This is a genomic window from Micromonospora sp. NPDC047670 (assembly GCF_043204915.1).
Classification (GTDB): domain Bacteria; phylum Actinomycetota; class Actinomycetes; order Mycobacteriales; family Micromonosporaceae; genus Micromonospora.
Genome location: NZ_JBIDDA010000005.1, coordinates 229,295 through 249,094 on the forward strand (window position 1 = coordinate 229,295; position 19,800 = coordinate 249,094).

Here is a 19,800-nt window from a genome sequence, read left to right on the forward strand (position 1 = left end):
GGCGTCCGGTCGGGCGCGGTCATGGGAAGTCGTCGGGTCTGGTGTCGGGCAGCGCGGCCAGCAGTTGCCCGGCCAGCCGCCGTACGGTGCCGTCGTCCTCCTGGCGGGCGAGCCGCACGAGCACGGTCCGGGTGCGGGTGTCGCCGGAGTAGTGGCGGGTCAGTCCGAGCAGCGCGGTGCGCCGGATCTCCCAGTCGTTGTCGTCGGCGAGCCGCAGCAGCAGCTCGTGTACTCCCACCTGGCCGGCCAGGGTGGCGCCCAGCTGTTCCACGGCGCGGCGCCGGACCTCGAGGTCGGGGTCGTCGCGGACGAGCCCCACCAGCAGGACCCGGACCTCGGGGTCGGCGCCGAAGTGCGCGCCGAGCGCGGCGGCGATGCGGGCGCGGATCGCCGGGTCCTGGTCTGCCAGGCGGCGCAGGAGCCGCAGGGTCACCGTCATGGATGCCGTGCCCTGCTCGGTGAGGCAGCACACCGCCGCGTCGAACACGGCGGGGTCGGTGTCTGATTCGACGCATTCCAGCAGCACGTCGGTCACCACGTCAGGACTGCCGTGTGCGCAGAGAGTCTGCACGGCGGCCAGCCGGATGCCGACGTAGCTGTCTCGGCGGGCTCGCCGGCACAGTGTCTCCGTGAGGCTGTCGGTCTCGCCGTGGCGGGCGAGCGCCTGGGCGGCCGCGCGCAGCACGTTCGGGTCGGGGTCGCGGCTGACCTGCTCGGCGAGGCACTCCAGCACCTCGGGGTCGGGCGGGTCGGCGAGGCGGGTGAGGCGGAGGGTGACCCGTAACCGGACGATCGCGTCCCGCTCCTGGGAGGCGCGGCTGATGAGCAGGTCACGAGTGGCGTGGCCGAGTAGTGGTCGGCCGGTGAGCAGGTCGATCGCGGCGAGCCGGACGCTCGCGGTCGGGTCGCCGTCGGCTTTCTCCAGCAACAGCTCCCCGGTGCGGTGGTCCGGGTATGCCTCGGCCAGCGCGCGCACGGCGGCGAGGCGCACCGTCGCGTCCTCGTCGGCACGAGCCGCGTGCGCCGCCACGGTCCACGCGGTGTCGTCGGCGCGGTCCCGGTCGATCAGTGCGGTGACGGCGGCGGCACGCACGGAGGCGTCCTCGTCCTGCTCGATCTGGTCGACCAGCCGGGCCCGGCAGCGCCCCTCCGGGTCGGGTACGAGCGCCAGCCGCTGCACGGCGACCGCGCGGAGCCGCGCGGAGGTGTCCGAGCCGGCCAGCTTCAGCAGCAGTTCGGTGCTCTCCGGGCTGGGCCGCCCGGGCAGCAGCTCGGTCACCACGCAGCGCCGTACCTCGTCCGGGCTGTCGCCGGTCACCCGCTGCAACGCCCGGGTGCGGGCGGTTTCGGCATGCTCCGGCAGGGCCAGCAAGCCCTTCAGAGCGCACTGCACCACGCCGGGGTCGGTGTCGGTGGCCAGCAGTCGCTGCAGTGTCCCGGGGGCGTCCGGCAGGTCGGCGCGGTGCGTGGTGAGCACTTCGGCGGCGGCCCGCCGCACCGCGGTGGCGGGGTCCTCGGTGGCCCTGGCCAGCACCTGGCGGACGTCCTCGGACAGCTCGGTGCGGCCGCCGAGGGACTGTACGGCCAGCGCGCGCACCGCGTGGTCGGGTGAGTTGGCAAGGTCACGCAGCACGTCGAGGTGGTCGGGGTCGGCGCCGAAGTGCGCGACCAGGGCTCGTACGGCGGCCTGCCGCACCGCGGTGGAGACCTCGGCCTGCGCCTGGGCGAGCAGGAGGTCGCGGCATCGGCGGCGGCTGCGGCTCGTGGTGTCCAGCCGGCCGGCGGTCTCGGCCAGCCCCGCGACCAGGATGAGGTGGGCCTGCCGCTCGCGGCCCTGCCCGAGTTCCCGGATCAGCAGTTCCTCCAGCTGCTCCTCGGCGGTGGAGAGCGCCGCCGCGATGCGGGTGGCGAAGGCGGAGCCGGAGCGCCAGCTGGTCCGCACGCCGCGACGGCGGTACCAGTGCAGGAAGGTTTCCCGGCCGGGCCAGTTCGGTCCGAGTGCCCGGATCGAGGACAGCAGCTCCTGCTCGGTGAGCTCCACCAGGTTGGGGTCGTCGACGGAGATGCCGTGTTCGATGAGCCGCACGACCTGGCACAGCACCGCGTCGCCCGCGCCGGCCAGGTCGGCGGGTTGTGGCGCCTCCGCCACGCACTGCGCGGCCAGCACCAGGTTCCATGGTGGGCCGATCAGGTTCAGCGGCGGCCAGGGTTGGTTGGCCTCGGTGGCGAGCAGGATGACCAGGTCGTTGGCGGTCTGGGCGGGCAGGGCACCGGCGACCAGCCGGAGCACCTCCCGCCAGGAGGGGTCGGCCCAGTGCTCCCGGAACAGGGCGCGCAGTTGGTCGAGGCCCCAGGCGTCCGGGTCGTGCTCGAACCTGTCCACGATCTCCTCGGCGCAGAAGAACTCCAGGAACGTGCGGTGCACGAACCCGAACAGTCGCAGTCCGTACCGTTCCAGGATGAAGCTCCGCTGACGTAACTTGTCGATCATCGAGTAGGCCATGGCGAGTGCCCGCTCGTTCTCGAAACCGTAGAACGCGACGAGATGGTCCCGGAAGATACGCGCCAGTTCGTCGGATTCAATGTAGTTTCCGGCCGGGCCGGACTCGCGGAACTGCATCCAATACGCCAGGTGGCGCACCAGCCGGTGCTTTGCCTGCAGGTCCAGTTGCGGCACGTCGCCGTGGCTTTCCCGCAACTGTTTGGTCACGTCCCACTCGGAGATCAGTACGTCGGTGACGTGCGCGTAGAGGCGGTGCCGGTTGCGGGGCAGCGGGTGGCCCCGGCCGACGATCGCCATGAGCATCAGCAGCAGGGGGTTGCCGGCGATCTCGTGCATCGCTCGGGACCTGTTCACCACGTCGAGGATCTGTCGCCGCTGCCGGTCCGCCTCGGCCGCCGGTGTGGGCATCACGTAGCGGTACCAGTTGCCGAGGAACTGGGCGATGCGCTCGTCGTCGAGGTCTTCCAGCGTGAAGTGGTCGAAGCCGGCGTTGGCGAAGGTGTGTCGCAGGTAGCCGGCCGCCCGCGAGGTGACCAGCGTCCGCACCCCGGGGTATTCGTTGGCGAAGGTGGCGATCTGCGCGGCCACCTCTTCGCGCTGCGCGGGGTCGAACACCTCGTCCAGGCCGTCGAACAGGAACAGCGCCTGGCCGCCCTGGCGCAGGTACGCCTCCAGCACGCCCTGGTCTATTCCGGCTAGTCCCTGCTGGTGGCGGTGGCCGACGTAGTCCAGCAGGCCGTCGCACCGCCCGTCGCCGCAGTGCGCGGCGTAGGAGCGCAGCTCGATCAGGACGGGCAGGTACCGGTCCAGCGCCGCCAGTCGGGGCTCGGCGCAGACCCCGGCCAGCGCCAGCGCCAGGTATCGCGCGGCCGCGGACTTGCCGGAGCCGGGGTCGCCGAGCAGCACGATCGCTCGCCGGCCCGGATCGCACACGACGTCGAACAGTGCCAGCGCGTCCTTGGCCGCGTACTCCTCCCAGAGCCGCTCGACCTCCTCCGGGTTGACCACCCCGGGCAGCCCGCCGGCGTCGCCGCTCGCTGTGGAGCTGGCCCAGCGCCACCAGGCCAGTGGCATCTCCGGCCGGGTGTCCTCGTGCACGCGGGGCTCCACGAACATCTTCGGTAACCCGACCGTGAGGTATCCGATGGTGGGGCGTGGCGAGACCGCGTCCAGCGGAACGGCCTGGTATCTGAGGGCCAACTGTTTGTAGTACTGGCTGCGCGCGGCTTCCGGCAGGTGGGTGTCCGGGTCCGCGGGCTCGCGCGTCGGGGATCGGCCGCTGCGCACCTCGGCCAGCGCCATGGTCACCTTTGCGGCGAGGTCGTCCACGCCGGAGAAGAAGGCGCAGAGGTGGCGCTCCTTGAGTTCCCGGCGCAGCGCGACGATCTGTTGCCAGTCGGCGTCCCGGTCGATCATGTCGACCGGCCAGGGTGTCTCCTCGGCGAGTAGGAAGATCAGGCAGGGCTTTCCGGCCGCGAGTGCCTCACGGTACTCCAGTTCGGTGATGGAGGACTCCTGGCCGGGCGGCCGGAATCCGTAGCGCCAGGCGAACAGCCCGACGTAGAGGTCGCACCGGCGCACGTCGGCCAGGCAGCGTTCCAGCGGTGGTCGGATGTCGGCGCCGTACGCCTCCATGGCGACGTCCTCGATTTCGAGGCGACGTGCCACGACGTGTACGGCAGCACGATATTCCAGCAGGTCCTTTTGGGTGGCTGAAATGTAGACCTTCATGAACGGCAAACTCCAGGGGGTGGCTGGCGACCGCACCAATGAAAATATCAGTCGATGTCGAATCGTCCCTGCCCGCGGACGCCCGCCACCCCCGTCGTACATGGGAATCCCGCGGACAGTGGGCTTATGATGTGCACAGGACAGGTAGGGATCCGGGGCGAGCCGGATCCCGTCCTTGCGGGGAGTTTCGGTAAACCCGCGCGGATCCGTGTCGGTGCGGGTCACGGCGGCGTACGTCAATCACCATGGGACCGCGTTCCGCGGGGCGACCGCGGAGCCGTGCCGGCGATGCGGAGGAAGCCATGCTCACGGTGGGTGAGGTGCACACCAGCCTGCTGCAGCACAGCACGGCGCTGGCCCAGGAGCAGAGCTCCGAGGTGCTCGGCCTGGTCGAGGGTGAGGTTGTGCTGACCTCCCGACGTCCTTCGCTCTACGCGGTGTCGCCCGACGTCCGCACCGGCGTGGACTGTTGGCTACCCAGCGCCAGGAACCGCCAGCTGCGTGGGGTGGGTGCGGTGGTCACCCGGGCCATCGTCACCGGCGGCCGGATCGTGCAGGCTTCCTCGGTCATCCAGGTCGTCGCCGGAGAGCGTCGCCGGCCGTGGTCGCACTATCTGGCCAACCCGGGCGTCCTCGAGACGGTCGGCAAGCTGGATGCCGCGGACCTGACCGCGGGCTTCCTGCGCGGCAACAACGCGGACGTGCTGAACCTGGAGGCGATCACCGGCCGGGTGCTCGACGGCGTGCAGATGTCCGACCTGCTGGACCGGCACCCGCCACTGCGCGCGGCGCGCACCCGGCTGCGCTGGACCGCGCAGGTCGACCAGCAGCCGGGCCGGGACGTCTCGGCGGTGGTCACCGTGGACTCCCCCACCCTGCGCACGGTCGAACTCGTGGTCGGCCCGCAGGACGTGCCGGCCGCCGTGGCTGGCCTCTGCGAAGACCTCGCGCTGCACGACTGGCTGCTGACCATGCTCTCCTCCCTGGTGGAGGCCGCGGTCACCCGACCGCCCTCCGGGCAGGAGCACATCGAGCGGCTGCGGCCGGTGTTGGAGCATCTGCTGCACCTGTGGCTGCCTGGCGCCCGGGTCCACCCGCGGTTGCGGCCGATCTGGGACCGCCTGGAGCAGGTGCCCGGGTTCAGCCGGCAGTGGAAGTCGTCGGTCAACTGGATCCGGGATCAGATCAGCGTCAACAACATGGCCCTGCTGCGTGACCTGGCGGACCGGGTGGCGGTCAAGCAGCCGTGCGGGCGCTGATGCCGCCTACTCGCCGATGAACACGTAGCTCAGCCGGTCGACCAGTTCGCTGGGTAGCTGGAGCCCTTCGCCGCCGGCCCGCTTGGCGACCTGCTGCGCGACCGCCGGTGGCACCGCCACCTGGCCGAGGATGGTCCGTACGGCCAGCTCCACCGGCAGGTACTGGGTGTCCATCAGGGTCAGCGTGCGGTACGCGCAGAACGGCGCGGCGACCGGGTTCAGCTGGACGATCGCCGGCAGCTCGTCCCAGCTGGTGGGCAGCTCCCCGGCGAGCCGGCACGGCTGCCTGATCGTCTCACCGCGGTGCCGCAGCACGCCCAGCCGGGTCAACTGCCAGACCGAGGCGAGCAGCGCGCATGCCCACACCCGGGTGTTCGGCTCGTCGGACCACAGCTCGATGTCGACGAAGATGGAGTGCTGGGGATCGCCGGACTGCACCGGCGGGGACCACGGCCGGGGCAGGGTCATCGCCGGGGCGTCGACGTGCCCGGGCGACCGCTGGCCGTTGGACAGCCAACCCGACTCGCTCAGGGGTGGGCGGCTCCCGGTGGTGTGCCGGGGCGGCTCCACCACCAGGGTGTCGACCACCAGCTGGGCCAGCTCGACGCCGTCGTGCCGCGCGAAGCTGGACTCCCGGGCCACGTAGTCCAGCACCAGGCCGTGCTCCGCCGCGGCGCTCTGCACCTGCGGGATCACCTCGCGGGGGGTGCCGAAGCGGTGGAAGTAGTCGTCCACCATGAAGCAGGTGCTGATCCGTGGTTGCCGGTGCGGGGGCAGCCCGCGTCGGGCCAGGGCCGGGATCGCGGCCGACCAGTCCGCGATCCGCTCGAACTTGCGCCGCAGCTCCTGGCACCCGTCGCCGAAGTCCTCCGCGTAGAAGTGCCCCAACTCCACCGACAGATGCGAGTACGCCACGCTCTCTGTACGTCGCACCGCAGCTGCCTCCTGGAACCTGACATCCACGCCAATCACACGGTCTCCCATGCCGTCTCGTCGAAGAGCTTCTCGGTCAGTTCCACGAAGGCGTCCACGGTCTTGACGTTCGCGATCTTGCTTTGCACGTCGTGGTCCGAGATGAGCTGCTCCCGCCACTGCAACAGGGGATCCAGTGGCACCGCGCCGAACAGCGTGGTGCGCCCGACGCCCCGCCGTCGGGCCAGCTCCGACAGCTCCGCGTCGCACTTGCGCAGGAATGCCTGCTGCGCGAGGTCGAGGTGGCCGACCTCGGGGCCGCGTGAGTCGATCACCGCCGTGCGGATGAATCGCAGCGACTCGCGCAGCCGCTCCGGCTCGTGACCGTACTCCTTGCCCATAGCCACGATCCCGCCCGCCTCGAAGGCCAGATCCGCAGCCGCGGTGACGTGCTGGGGAGTCCACCGGTGGAAGACCAACCAGCGCACGGTCACCTTGCGAAGGGTCGCGATCGCGGTGGCTGCCAGCGCGATCTGGCTGGCGTACGACCGGCCGGCGCTGAGGTCGACCAGGGTCAGGTCGAACTCCTCCTCCAGGCGGAGGAAGAGTTCGGCGCAGCGCTTGGCGATGTCGTTGGTGAACCCGAACTCGCTGCCGTTGCGCTGCCCGGGCAGGAGAACCAGCGGACCGGACCCGATGGGCCGCTGGCGCAGGCTGGCCCGCTCCGACGTGCCCCACACGTCCAGCTGCTCCGGAGACGGGATCTCCCCGCGCAGATAGCGGTGCAGGCCACCGCCGTTGGGCCCGGTGCCCTCCACTCCGTTGACGGCCTGCGGGATCTGGAACGTGATGCCGGCCGTCGGCGAGCCGAAGTCGTAGTCCAGGTAGCAGGTGGGGCGGCCGGACAACGCGCTGCGGTAGGCGATGTTCGCTGCGGTCACCGAGCGCCCGGTACCGCCCTTGTGCGACGTGACGAAGACCAGCATCAGATCCCCTCGCTGGCTTTCTGCTGCCCGGTCGCGACGTCGTTGAGCAGCAGCAGCAGGGCGTTCGCCAGGGCGGCCGCCGTGCCGGGGCGTTCGTCCACCAGCAGCTGTGCCCGGCGCAGGCTGGCCCGGATGCTGCGCATGCTGCGCTGCATCGCCTCGCCGGCGAAGGTGCCGCGCATCAGCTCCCGGTCGAACAGGTACTCGGCCTCGTCGATGAGATCCTGCGCGTACGCGGCGAGGCGGCCAGCCCGCGGGAACGGCCGCTCCCAGAGCAGCTGACCGGCGGTGACCAGCGCCTCCACCACCCGCTGGGTCAGGTACCAGGAGGGCGCGTCCGGCTTCGGCGCCAGCCCGGGGTAGGCGCCGGCGGCGTGGTCCCACAGCCCTCGGTGCTGACCGTCGGGGATACGTCGCAGCAACAGGTGATCCCACACCTCGTCCGCCAGCTCGAGCAGTTCGCTGCGGCGCCGGGCGTTGCTCAGCAGGCCGGCGACGGTGGCCGCCCGCTGGAGCAGCACCGTGGAGTACTCGTTCACGTTCCACGTCATGATCGGCTTCGACGTGTCGTCGTTCAGGGTCACCCGCTTGCCTGGCGCGTGCAGGAGCAGCGCCGGCTCGTCGGGCGAGGCACGTCGGGTGATCCGCGCCCGCTGCGCCAGCTCGACCAGCACCGAGGCGATCCGACCGAGCTCCTCGTCGGCGCCGCGCCCGCCAGCGATCAGGCCCTTCACCGCCAGCGACGTGGCCTGCAGGGTGTAGTAGTCGGTCCGGTCGCCGTCGGTCGTCCGCCAGGGGATGTCCTCGATGGGCCACCGCCGCCGGTTGTCGAAGGTGGCCACCGTCGCCCAGTAGGTCCGGGTCAGCTCCCAGCGCAGCTGCAGTGCGCGGGACAGCCGCTGCTGCTCCTCGTTGAGCAACCCGAGCAGGCGGGTGCGCTCGGAGTTGAGGTCCTCGATGGCGTCCATGGCGATGACCGTGAAGTAGAGGTAGGGGGCGTTCTCCGCCGAGCCCTCGCGTTGCAGGCCGGTCGGCTCGGTGGTCGGGACCTCCTCGGCGCCGGCGATGATCCCCCACGACCAGCCGCACTCGAACAGCATCTCGCTGTTGTCCAGGTCCTCGGTCACCCGGCCCGACCCGATGACCACGTTGCGCAGGCTGGCCATGGTTTCGCGCAGCTGTTCGCGCAGCGCGGCCACGAGTTCGCGGCGCGGCAGCTCGTCCTGGTTGATCATGTCGCACAGCCGGACGCCGTACTCGTCGGTGGCGGTGAAGACGAAGGTGCTGAAGCTGCGGAGCAGGCCGACCATGGCCGCGGTGAGCCGCGCGCTGGCCATCGCGTCCAGGGCGTCCAGCTGCGCCAGCAGGTCGCGCCGCTTCGTGGTGCCCCGGTAGACCTTGACGAAACCGATCGTCGCCAGGGTGAGCGTGACCGACACCGCGAACGAGTCGACGATGTCCAGGGAGCGTTGCTCCTCGGTGAGCTCCGGGCCGTCATCGAGCGGGGTGAGGTAGCTTCCGCCGCTGAAGATCGGGGTGCCGGTCTCGTCGGTGTACCGCGTGAAGTAGTCGCTGATCACGCTGACCAGCCGGCGGGGAATCTCGATCGCGCCGCCGAGCGGGCTGAGCGCCTCGATCACCTCTTCGTCGGCGCGATCCGGGTCGTCGAGTGACAGCACGGGGACCCTGGCCGCCGGGAGCAGCAGGGTCAGTAGCTGCTCGGCATCGCTGATCGAGTTGCTGCCGCTTCGACCACCCCAGCGCCATTCACCGTTCTGCCAGCAACTACGCACCGTGGCCCGCCAGATGTCGAGGATTTCCTGGCGTGGCTGTATCCGCACGATTCACCGCCGTCTGCTGTAGTCGTCGCCTCGAAACTGCTGGTGGTGCCGTTCACAGGATGATCTACGGTGGTCCACAATGACGTGCAACAACATGGTAGCGGGCCCGTCGAGTGCCACTTGAACAGCTTCGATGGCCGCGTGTCGGCGGCCCGGCCCACCTGTCGGGCGCGGTCGCGGCTGGAGTATCAGCCGTCACGCGTACGGTCCCGCACCACCGCGGCTTCGGCCGGTGGTCAGCAGCATGCTCAGGTAGCCGTCGCGCAGCGTGGGCGTGAGCCGCACCTCGTGGACGTCCAGGTCGTACGCGCCGGCCGCGATGCTCGCCACCACCTCGGCGCGTTGCAGCGCCACGGCGGGGAAGACGCGCTGGCCGACGCTGTAGCCGCGGGAGTCGAGCATGACCGCCACGGCAAAGGGTGAGCTGGGCCGCAGCGCGTCGAGGAAGCGGCCGATCGCGTGCTCGGCTTCCGCGCGATCCGCCGATATGGAACAGGCCACGAAGAACATCGTGCCCGCGTCCCAGGCATGCCTCGGCACATCGAAGACACTGGTCCGCATCACTCGGCCGACCCGCGCCAGGCGGCCCCGCGGATCAGTCAGCGTCGAGTACGCCGGGTGCTCCGCGCACACCTGCCAGTACGGGTCCCAGAGCTCGTCGTAGCTGTCGACCTGCGTACGCAGCCAGCTGACATTCGACGCCGACCAGTCACACAGGTCGATCGTGCGGGCAAACGGCAGGAGCGCCAGCGCCGGGTAGAGGTTCGCCCCCGACCCCACGTCGACACAGTGCGCGTCGGAGAGCTTCGCCTCGGCAAAGAAATCCCTGGTACGGCGGAGGATTTCACGATCGTCGGCACGCAGGACCGCGTAGTTGTGCCGGACATATGCCAGGGGGTCGAAGCTGTCCCATTCGACGTCTGAATTCACCGGCCTCGCGGATTGGCTCGGTGGGGATGGCGTCGACGACTCGTCGCAACCGCCGCCAGCCTCCGGGGTCAACGCCATGGACGTGCCTCCATCGATGTCGGCGGATCCCATTGGTCGTCGTTTCGGCGCGCTCCTTCGCGCTGCTCATGTGTATCCGAGGCGGTGTTGGCTCGCAAGCAGCGGCACTTCGCCAACCCCGGGGATTGACGACCTTGGCGGTGACCACGCCGACCGGTCCAGTTCACGGTGCCGAGGCGTGGGCCTGACGCGCTCTGACGGACATCCGATATCGGGGCCGCGCGGCACCACCACACACAACTCGCGGCGCCGAGGAGCGGCTGATCAACAAGCACGTGGCCCGGCGAGGCATCGAACCCGCTACGACAAGACCCCCCGCAGAGCGACCTCGCCGTCCTCCGCCTGCGCCCCTCGGTGGACCAGGATCGAAGAGCTCACCCGGACAACCCGTTGATCACAATAGGATGCGCAGTGACGGACGGTGAGCGAGGCCGACGATGACGCAGGTGAACACGGCGGGGACGGGGCAGGGCGACGCCGGCCGCCGGGACACCGGCGCCGGGGCCTGGCGCGCCCGCATCCGCCGGGTGATACGCGCCGCCTCCCGCCCGAGCCCCTGGAGGCGCGGTCCGGTGCTCGCGGCGCTGGCGCTGTTGCTCGGCCTGATCCTGCTGCGGCACGCGCAGATCACGAACCGCGGGGGCCTCGGCAGCCTGGTGGAGACCTTCCTGCCGTGGCTCGGCCTCTTCATCCCCGTACTGCTGATCGGGGCGCTGTGGCGTCGTTCCGCCTCCGCGGTGGCCGCGCTGCTGCTGCCGGCCGTGGCGTGGCTGAACCTCTTCGGCGGGCTGCTTGGTGACAAGTCCCGCCCGGGCGGAGACCTCACCCTGGCCCAGCAGAACGTCAACGCCGACAACCCCGACCCGGCGGGCACCGCCCGCGACCTGGCCGCCTCCGGCGCGGACGTGCTGGCCCTGGTGGAGCTGACCCCGCAGGCCACGGGCACGTACGAGAGGGAACTGGCGCAGGCGTACCCGTACCACACGGTGCAGGGCACGGTCGGGCTGTGGAGCAGGCTGCCGCTGTCGGACACTCAGCCGGTCGACATCCAGACGGACGCCGGGCCGCTGGCGGCCACCAAGCCGGTCGACGTCAAAATGGCCTACAACCGGGCGCTGCGCGCCACGGTGGCCACTGACCAGGGGCCGCTGGCGGTGTACGTGGCCCACCTGGGGTCCGTACGGCTGTATCCCAGGGTGGGCTTCTGGACGACCCATCGGAACCGGAACGCGCAGGCCCTGGGCGAGGCCATCGCCGCCGAGCGGAACGAGCGGGTGGTGCTGCTCGGCGACCTGAACGGCACCATGGACGACCGCGCGTTCGCCGGCATCACCTCGCAGTTGCGCTCGGCGCAGAGCGAGGCCGGGAAAGGCTTCGGCTTCACCTGGCCGGCGACGTTCCCGGTAGTGCGGATCGACCACATCCTGGTCCGCGGCGTGCAGCCGGAGAGATCCTGGGTGCTGCCGGCCACCGGCGGCGACCATCTTCCGGTGGCGGCCAGCATCAGCTGGTGAGCACCGCGTAAGAGCTCCGGTGCTGTCTCGAAATCCGGGAGAACGCGACTCAGGCGCGCCAAATGATGATCAATGGGACCGGCTCACGGTGCCCGACGGTTGGCGCGCAGGGCGGCCAGCACCAGGCCGGGCGTGACCAGCGACCTCGGATGCGCACGCATGGAGACGACCTCGTTGAACCGCCGCGCGACAGCCACGTCCGTGACGGTCGCCGCGACGATCTGCCGGCTGATCCGGCTGGAGAACCGGTACCCGCGCGGGTAGGGCCCGTCGACGTGCGGAAGGGCCAGGTCAGCCGACGTGGACGTCGACCACGCGGCATCGACCACGATCTTCTGCCAGTCGAAGAACCGGCGCGCGGGCAGGCCCAGATCCGGCCGAGACCGCAGGTACGCCGACAGGCAGGCAGCGTGCAGGGCCGCCGCCGTCATCCCCTGCCCGTACACCGGGTTGAACGACGCGACGGCGTCGCCGACGCTCACCAGCCGGCTCGGGAACCGCTTGAGCGCGTGGAAGTCCCGCCGCCGGCTGTCGGCATGGCGGTAGGTCGCGACGTCGCCGAGCATCTCGTTCCCGGCGACGGCACCGAACTCCGGTGGGAACTGGTCTCGCAGCCGCCGCACGAAGTCCTCGCGGCTACTCCCCGGCCGGTTGTCGCCGTACCCGGCCATCATCGCCATCCACCGGCCGTCCTCGACGGCGAAGACCGCGGCACCGGCCACGTCCGGCGACGTCCCCGGACTGTGCAGTGCCATGACGACGGTGAGGTCGGGATGTGTCTCCCGGCGTCGGAACAGGGCCGTCGCGTAGTTCAGGTTCACGGTCATCCGCCGCGTGACGGGGCGGTCCCAGCCGGCATGCTCCAGCCACTCGGACAGCCTGCTCGAACGCCCCATGGCGTCCACCACGAAGTCACCGCTCTCGACGCCGGGCATTCCGCCGACGTCGCAGCGGACGCCGGTGGCCGCGCCACCGTCGAGCACGAGACCCGTGGCGCGGGCGACGACCGTCTTGACGTTGGGCAGCCGGAGCACCTGCTGACGGATCAGCCCCTCCAGCAGCGGTCGGGTGCCCGCCAGGCTGTCCGCGTCGTCGGGTACGACAACCTTCAGCCGGCCGTCGAGGTACGCCCGTCTGGTTACGGGGGGAGCCTCGATCGCCCCCTGGGCCAGCGCTTGTTCCCGGAAGCCGGGAAAGAGGCGTTCGAGTTGGAGAAAGCCACCGGGCAGCAGTGCGTGCAACTGCGTCCCCTGTGGCACGCCCCGCCGGCCGCCGGTCAGATGCAGGTCGTCGCGGTCGATGACGACGACGCTCTCCGCGTGGTCGGACAACGCCCGGGCGGCGAGCAACCCGGCGACGCTGCCGCCGACCACGACAGCCCTCTGCATGATCGGAGACTGCCGGGCGGGTGGTCGCACGGCGTTCAACGCGGCGAAGACCCTGGTCGGGGAGAGGGGCATCGTGCTCTCCAAGAGGTACGAGAGGCGCACGCGCACGCACCTGCCGAGCGGCCTGAGCGTACGCGGCCGCGCAGGACGGACCGGTCGAGATGACGCCCGTCGATCGTCGCACAGGCACCGGGCTCCGCCCCGGCGTCCGACGGACCGCCGACAGAAACGGTCGGTGGGTCACGGCCGACGGGGCACACTGACGCTCCTGCTCACCTGGCAGCCGCTGCTGCGGCCGGACGCGCTCACCCTGACCGCCGCGGCGGCCGTGCGGCGCGTGTACCCGGTGGTCGGGGTTTGTCGACCACCACCTCGCCAGCCCCGTCGCGTCAGAGGGTGATGACGACTTTCGCCCGGGCGTGTTCGCCTTCGAGGTACCGGACGGCTTGCGGCACCTCGTGGAGCGGGTAGGTCCGGTCGATGACGGGGGTGAGGTGGCCGGCCTCGGCGTGGGCGCGGAGCGTGTCGAGGTGGTGGCGGCTGGGTGCCGTGGTGAGTGTGACGATGCGGTGCCGGACGAAGGGTGCCATGAGCCGCCCGCGCGCGAGGAGCCAGACCGGTCCGACGAGACTGCCGCCGCGGTACACGCCGCCGCCGGAGAGCACCAACGTCCCGGTCGGGGTCAGCGCCCGCCGGAGCGCGGTGAGGGAGCGGTTGCCGACCAGGTCGAACACGACATCGTGGCGGCGGGCGTCGCGGGTGAAGTCCTCGCGGGTGTAGTCGGCGACGTGGTCGGCGCCGAGGGAGCGGACCAGGTCGGTGTTGCGGGTGCTGCACACCCCGGTCACGGTCGCGCCGAACGCCTTTGCCAGTTGGACGGCCAGGGTGCCGACGCCGCCGGAGGCGCCGTTGATCAGGACGCGGTGGCCGGGCTCGACCTGCCCGACGTCGCAGAGCCCCATCAGCGCGGTGACACCGGCCAGTGGCAGGGCGGCCGCCTGCTGCGGCGTCAGGTTCGCCGGCTTCGGCGCGACCAGAGTCGCGGGCACGCACACGTACTCGGCGAACGCGCCGTTGGCGTCGCCGAGGTCGCCGAAGACGGCGTCCCCCGGGCGTACCTGTCGGACATGGGCGCCAACGGCTTCGACCCGGCCGGCGAAGTCGCGGCCGCGGATGCGCGCGCGGGGCCGCGACCGGCCCATGGCCAACCGCGCCATCCGGGGATCGCCACGCATGGCATGCCAGTCGTACGCGTTGAGCGCGGCGGCCTCGACCCGCACGAGCACCTCGTCGGCGGCGGGCACCGGCGCGTCGACGTCGGCGAGCTTGAGCGTCTCCGGCGGACCGTACCGGTCCTGGACGATCGCTTTCATCTTCCCCTCCCTCAAAGGTGTACGGCGTACACCTCACGGTAGGTGTACGCCGTACACCCGTCAAGGCGGTTATGGTTTCAACCGCTGCCGAAGACGAGGACCGAGATGGCTGAGCAGGCTGAGACGCTGCGCCGGGCGCCGCTGAGCAGGGACCGGATCCTGCGCGCCGCCGTCGCGCTCGCCGACGAGGCCGGGATCGAGTCCCTCAGCATGCGCAACCTCGCCCAGGATCTGGGTGTCGTGCCGATGGCCCTCTACAAGCACGTGGCCAACAAGGACAAACTGCTCGACGGCATGATCGACATGGTCGTCGGCGAGATCGACCCGCCGGTGCCCGGTGTCGATTGGAAGCACGCGGTCCGCAGCCGCATCCTCTCGGCGCGGCAGGCGCTGCGTCGCCATCCCTGGGCGCCGCTCGCCATCGAGTCGCGGAACATGGCGACGCCGGCCATCCTCGCCTACCTCGACTCGATGATCGAGGCGTTCCGGGCCGGCGGGTTCTCCGCCGACCTCACCCACCACGTGATGCACGCAATGGGCAGCAGGATCCTGGGGTTCAGCCAGGAACTGTTCGACGCCTCCCGGAGCGCCGGCCGGTCCGGCACGACCAACCCCGACCCGCCGGCGGCCCTACCGCCGGAGATCGCGGCCCGGTTCCCGCACCTCGCGGAGATTTCCCTGGCGGCGTCCCACGACGACGCGTCGGTCGTGGGGCAGGGCTGCGACGACCAGTTCGAGTTCGAGTTCGCGCTGGACCTGCTGCTGGACGGCATCGAACGGCTGCAACAGCAGGACTGGACATCGTCGCGTCGAACCCGGTGAGACGTCATCACGAGCCATGACGCACGACCCGTCACGGTGCAAGCGCCCGGGTTGCGGCGATGAGAGGGCTCGAGGCAGCTCCGCGCGTCGATACAGTGCTCCGTGATCAAGGACCTGACGGGCGCGTACCTCCGAGCGGTGGACGAGGCACTGCCGGGCTTCGTCGAGAAGCTCTACGTGGTGGGCTCGGCGGCGCTCGGAGCCTGGGTGCCCCACGCCAGCGACGTCGACACGGTCATCGTGACATTACGCGTCGCGAGCCCAAGTGACCTGGCTGTGCTGGCAAGGGTTCACGAGGCCATGCCGGCCAAGCCGCACCTAGGCAGTGTCTCAAGTCGGTGTCCTGGCGCAGCGCATCTGATGTGGTGCAGTGAAGTTGACGTCTCGGCTTGGGTGAATCTGATGCCGGCTCAGTGAAAGTGATGCGGTAGCTGTCGGTGGCGTACGCCAGCGCGGGCCGTTGGGATCTTGCGGGAGTGTCGTTCGAGCCGTGCCGGCGCGGTACGCCGGTTCACGTCGCGGCAGGGGCAGCGCAGGGAAGGGGATTGTGCCACCATCGACCGGTTCTCTTGCTCGGCAAGCACCCAGAGAGGCGAGGACGTGATGAGGGCCGACTACTACGACGGCTTCGCCCAAAGCTACTCAAGAGAGAACGAGTCAGGCCTCTTCAACGCCCACTACGAGCGACCGGCAATGCTCAAGCTCGCCGGCGATGTCCACGGCCGTCGAATCCTCGACGCTGGCTGCGGCTCCGGGCCCCTGTCCGAAGCCCTCCGTGCGAGGGGCGCCGTCGTGACCGGGTTCGATTCCAGCCCCGCCATGATCGAACTGGCACGAAAGAGGCTGGGTGAGGACGCCGACCTGCGGGTAGCCGACATCAGCCAGCCGCTACCGTTCGCCGACGGCGCGTTCGATGATGTCGTCGTCTCGCTCGTGCTGCACTACCTGCAAGACTGGAAAGCACCACTGTCCGAGCTGCGGCGCGTGCTGAAGCCCGGTGGTCGCCTCCTCCTGTCGGTCAACCACCCCCGCGTCCTCGAAGCGAGTGACCCCAAAGCCGACTACTTCTCCGTCACGCAGTACTCGGACGAGTACATCTTCGGCGACGAGCGCGCCGTGCTGACCTTCTGGCACCGACCCTTACACGCCATGGCGGACGCGTTCACCGAGGCCGGCTTCCGCATCGCGGTCATCAGTGAGCCTCCCTTCTCACCCGACACCCCACGCGAACTCCTCCCGCCCGACCTCGGCGACCGAACAGCCTTCATCTGCTTTATCTTCTTCGTCTTGGAAGCACACTGACGGCAGCCGTGCCGATGTCCCGATCGAAGGGACTCGGTGGATCTAATTACGGCTCAGCCGTAGCGTCACCAGGGTGGGCTTGCTGATGGTGCTGCGCCGCCTCCGGTAGAGGGTTCATCGACCAAGAAGACCCTGAATACCGGAGACCTCGTGGCCACCATAGCGGTGACGAGGCGGCACGACCTGACTGACGCCCAGTGGAGGGTGTTGGAGTCGCTGCTGCCTGTGGGTAAGCGGCCGGGCCGACCGTCGCGGTGGAGCAAGCGACAGCTCATTGACGGCATCCGGTGGCGGGTGCGCGTCGGTGCGCCGTGGCGGGACGTGCCGGCCTGCTACGGCTCCTGGCAGGCGATCTACGCGCTGTTTCGACGCTGGCAGCGGGCCGGGTCTGGCAGCAGATCGTCACCGAGCTGCAGGCCCGCGCCGACGCGGCCGGTTTGATCACCTGGGATGTCAGCGTCGATTCCACCATCGCTCGAGCCCATCAGCACGCCGCGGGCGCACGTCGGCGCCCGCACGAACAGATCGAGCCACCCGGCGGTGCCCGTGCCGAGCCGGGCGACCATGCTCTCGGCCGGTCCCGTGGCGGGTGGACCACCAAGCTGCACCTGGCCTGCGAGCAGGGCGGCAAGCCGCTGTCGGTGCTGCTGACCGCCGGGCATCGCGGTGACAGCCCGCAATTCGCCGCCGTGCTGGTCGGCATCCGCGTGCCCCGACTCGGTGTCGGTCGTCCTCGCGTGCGACCCGACCGGGTCATCGCCGACCGGGCCTACACCTCCCGCGCCAACCGGACCTACCTACGCCGCCGCGGGATCCAAGCGTGCATCCCGAGCAAGGCCGACCAGGACGCCCACCGGCGGGCCAAGGGCTCCGCCGGCGGCCGGCCACCTGCCTTCGGACCCCGAGATCTACCGACAGCGACACGCCGTCGAGTGCGGCATCAACCGACTCAAACGCCACCGAGGGCTGGCCACCCGATACGAAAAGCTGGCCGTCCGCTACGAAGCCACCATCCACGTCACCGTGATCAACGAGTGGCTACACGCACTTCGAGACACTGCCTAGACGGCGTGTACCTTGATCAGGCGGCGTTCGAGGAGTTGCCCATTGATCCTCGCGTTGTTCCATTCGTAGTCAATGGCGAGCCTCGCACTGGCCCGCCATGCGGTGAATTGACTCCTGTGCTCTGGCTAATCTAACACCACAGTCGGCGACATGACGATCCTGCTGCCGGACCTCGACCCGGACGACCTCGACAGCGTGACCGACCCAACGGACAGTCTCGTCGAGGCCCTCGTCGAGGGCGCGTCCTGGCGCGGCACACAGTTCGAGGAATGCAGCGTCCGCAGCAGCCGAATCACCGGTGCAGACCTCAGCGAGAGCACCTGGGAAGCCGGAGCGCTCTACGGCTGCGAGATCACCGGCACCGACCTCTCCGGCGCAACCCTCACCGGCACCACGATTGAACGGAGCGCCGTCACCGGCTCACGGTTCACCGGCATCAGACTCACCGACGTCCGCCTCAAAGACGTCCTGTTCGACAACTGCCGCTTCGACTACGCCACCTTGCAGCGCATCACCGCCGCCGGGTCGGTCGCCTTCACCGACTGCACCCTCACCAACGCCACCTGGTCCTTCTGCCGGCTACCTGGCATAGCTTTTCGGTCATGCCACCTCGCTGGCATGGAACTGGACTCGTGTCAACTCGACGGCGCAGACCTGCGGGGCAGCCGCCTGCAAGGGCTCAAGACGCCACTTGAAAACCTACATGGCGTCACCCTCGGCGAGGACCAACTTTCCGATCTCAGCCAGCTGGTCGTCGACGCCCTGGGCCTCACCGTGCGTAGCGACTGACGGCAAGGAAACCTCGTGGCCGCGGACGCCGTCCCTACCGATAGCCCCGAACACGGCGACTCGGAAAGAGCAGCACCGCCCCGTGCTACGACCCGAGGGAGCCGCTAATGTTGCTTGCTCCGCTCACCATCGACCGGATCCCCGACGTGGAGAGCCTGCTGGCTCTCGGCGAGCCGCACATCAAGCTGCGCGGATCATCCAACTACTGATTGTACGCGAAGCTGTTCTCCACGACCTGCCCCATCGGGGTCTTGGACGGCGAAATTGTCGGCTGCGTGATCGCATTCCGGAGCCAGGACGACCCGGCCAAGATCGATCTGCAGGACGTGATGACACACCCCCGACCACCGGCGTCGGGGGTAACCGGAGCGTTGGTGGACGAAGTTCGATGGCAGGGCTCGCGCTGGGGCTGCCAACGTCTTTACCTCACCCTTGAACCCGCCAACCGGGCTGCGCACGCCGCCTGGCTGGCGCTCGGTTTTGTCAACGTAGAAGGCGACCGGCTGGTGGACGGCGTGTCCGTGATCTCCAACTACAAGGGGCCTGGAAAGCACCGCGCCGTGTACGAGTGCCACATCGGCTCATGATTCGTTGCCGTCAACGCGCGGTGCCACGTCACCGCCTCAATCGATGCAACCGAATGCCGTTGACATCAGCGCTTGGTTGAGCGGTACTGGATACACGTTCCCCGTGCGGCGGTCTCGTTCGCCGGGCCATATCGGTCGATGCGCGGGCGCTCCATGGAGCGCCCGCTGTCGTTGTGGCCTGGCCTGGGCGGACTCGTTGTCAGAGAACCAGCGAGACGACAGGAGGACCACGATGAAGGATCTTCTTCCGGCGTGAGCCCCGTCGCCGTGCCGCAGTATGTCTCGGCGGTCGGGAGCGTGGCCGTGGCCCTATCCCGTGCCGTTGCTGGGCCTGAGCGCCGGCCCCGGGATGACACCGCCAGCTTGCAGGGCCGAGGTTCGAATACCTCGCGCATGTGGCCGCGCATGCCGCGGAGGGTGCTGAACACATCCGCGTGACCGGCTCGCAGGCATGCCGGTGCCTTGCTCGGCCTCTCCAGAGCCGATCGCGCCTGCCCACCCTTCGAAACCTGCCGGCCGTTCCCTGGTTCGACCGCTGGTCCCAGTCGGTTCCGGCAGTCAGCGCGGCATACCGCCGTCGGTGCCACACCGGCGGCGCTGACCACTTTTCAATACGACAGAGGAGTTTCCTTGTTCTCTACAGATTTCTCCGCCGCCAGGGTCGCTGGCGGTGACAGCTTCCGGCTTGACCTCCGTTGCGGGGTCGGGCTTGACGTCCCC

The 19,800-nt window shown here is 69.8% G+C and carries 14 protein-coding genes and 1 pseudogene; 8 read left to right on the plus strand and 7 right to left on the minus strand.

Translation table 11 applies throughout. The features are described from left to right. Window positions 1-19 precede the first annotated feature (19 nt). Entirely contained in the window at window positions 20-4,336 is a 4,317-nt protein-coding gene (locus ACGF7U_RS14675; RefSeq protein ID WP_393107157.1) for a HEAT repeat domain-containing protein, read from the minus strand. Window positions 4,337-4,536: 200 nt separating this feature from the next. Between ACGF7U_RS14675 and ACGF7U_RS14680 the strand changes: the two genes are divergently transcribed. Next, the gene (locus tag ACGF7U_RS14680; protein ID WP_393106614.1) at window positions 4,537-5,493 is read left to right on the plus strand and encodes an SCO2521 family protein; all 957 of its coding nucleotides are present in this window, start codon (window positions 4,537-4,539) and stop codon (window positions 5,491-5,493) included. Between the two features lie 6 nt (window positions 5,494-5,499). Here the strand turns inward: ACGF7U_RS14680 and ACGF7U_RS14685 are convergent, their stop codons facing one another. From ACGF7U_RS14685 to ACGF7U_RS14700, 4 genes are all read right to left on the minus strand, one after another. Next, window positions 5,500-6,477, minus strand: a complete 978-nt coding sequence (locus ACGF7U_RS14685) for an SCO2522 family protein (RefSeq protein WP_393106616.1) — start codon at window positions 6,475-6,477, stop codon at window positions 5,500-5,502. Further along, complete coding sequence (locus ACGF7U_RS14690; protein ID WP_393106618.1) at window positions 6,462-7,391, minus strand: SCO2523 family variant P-loop protein; 930 nt, start codon at window positions 7,389-7,391, stop codon at window positions 6,462-6,464. The genes ACGF7U_RS14685 and ACGF7U_RS14690 overlap by 16 nt, the downstream gene beginning before the upstream one ends. Then, a complete protein-coding gene (locus ACGF7U_RS14695; protein ID WP_393106620.1) occupies window positions 7,391-9,232 on the minus strand; it encodes an SCO2524 family protein in 1,842 nt (613 codons plus the stop codon). The genes ACGF7U_RS14690 and ACGF7U_RS14695 overlap by 1 nt, the downstream gene beginning before the upstream one ends. A gap of 195 nt (window positions 9,233-9,427) precedes the next feature. Beyond that, window positions 9,428-10,240 carry an SCO2525 family SAM-dependent methyltransferase gene (locus tag ACGF7U_RS14700; RefSeq protein WP_393106622.1) on the minus strand — a complete coding sequence of 271 codons (813 nt, stop codon included), beginning with the start codon at window positions 10,238-10,240 and terminating at the stop codon, window positions 9,428-9,430. Window positions 10,241-10,677: 437 nt separating this feature from the next. On the opposite strand from ACGF7U_RS14700, the gene ACGF7U_RS14705 reads away from it, so the two are divergent. Next, window positions 10,678-11,754, plus strand: coding sequence for an endonuclease/exonuclease/phosphatase family protein (locus ACGF7U_RS14705; RefSeq protein ID WP_393106624.1), 1,077 nt, complete (start codon window positions 10,678-10,680; stop codon window positions 11,752-11,754). 83 nt (window positions 11,755-11,837) lie between these two features. On the opposite strand, the gene ACGF7U_RS14710 is transcribed toward ACGF7U_RS14705, so the two are convergent. Then, window positions 11,838-13,142 (minus strand): FAD-dependent oxidoreductase, encoded by a 1,305-nt coding sequence (locus tag ACGF7U_RS14710; protein ID WP_393106626.1) that lies wholly within the window; start codon window positions 13,140-13,142, stop codon window positions 11,838-11,840. Between the two features lie 389 nt (window positions 13,143-13,531). Next, a complete protein-coding gene (locus ACGF7U_RS14715) occupies window positions 13,532-14,515 on the minus strand; it encodes an NAD(P)-dependent alcohol dehydrogenase (protein ID WP_393106628.1) in 984 nt (327 codons plus the stop codon). Window positions 14,516-14,620: 105 nt separating this feature from the next. Between ACGF7U_RS14715 and ACGF7U_RS14720 the strand changes: the two genes are divergently transcribed. The 6 genes and pseudogenes from ACGF7U_RS14720 (at window position 14,621) to ACGF7U_RS14745 (ending at window position 19,080) form a co-directional block, all read left to right on the plus strand. Further along, window positions 14,621-15,337 (plus strand): TetR/AcrR family transcriptional regulator, encoded by a 717-nt coding sequence (locus ACGF7U_RS14720; protein WP_393106631.1) that lies wholly within the window; start codon window positions 14,621-14,623, stop codon window positions 15,335-15,337. Window positions 15,338-15,439: 102 nt separating this feature from the next. After that, the gene (locus tag ACGF7U_RS14725) at window positions 15,440-15,754 is read left to right on the plus strand and encodes a nucleotidyltransferase domain-containing protein (RefSeq protein WP_393106633.1); all 315 of its coding nucleotides are present in this window, start codon (window positions 15,440-15,442) and stop codon (window positions 15,752-15,754) included. Between the two features lie 186 nt (window positions 15,755-15,940). Then, complete coding sequence (locus tag ACGF7U_RS14730) at window positions 15,941-16,639, plus strand: class I SAM-dependent methyltransferase (RefSeq protein WP_393106635.1); 699 nt, start codon at window positions 15,941-15,943, stop codon at window positions 16,637-16,639. A 150-nt stretch (window positions 16,640-16,789) separates the two neighbouring features. Continuing rightward, a pseudogene (locus ACGF7U_RS14735) lies at window positions 16,790-17,704 on the plus strand (IS5 family transposase). A 150-nt stretch (window positions 17,705-17,854) separates the two neighbouring features. Continuing rightward, window positions 17,855-18,493, plus strand: coding sequence for a pentapeptide repeat-containing protein (locus ACGF7U_RS14740; RefSeq protein WP_393106637.1), 639 nt, complete (start codon window positions 17,855-17,857; stop codon window positions 18,491-18,493). A gap of 209 nt (window positions 18,494-18,702) precedes the next feature. After that, on the plus strand, window positions 18,703-19,080 hold the full coding sequence (locus ACGF7U_RS14745) for a GNAT family N-acetyltransferase (RefSeq protein ID WP_393106639.1): 378 nt from the start codon (window positions 18,703-18,705) through the stop codon (window positions 19,078-19,080). Window positions 19,081-19,800: the final 720 nt, after the last annotated feature.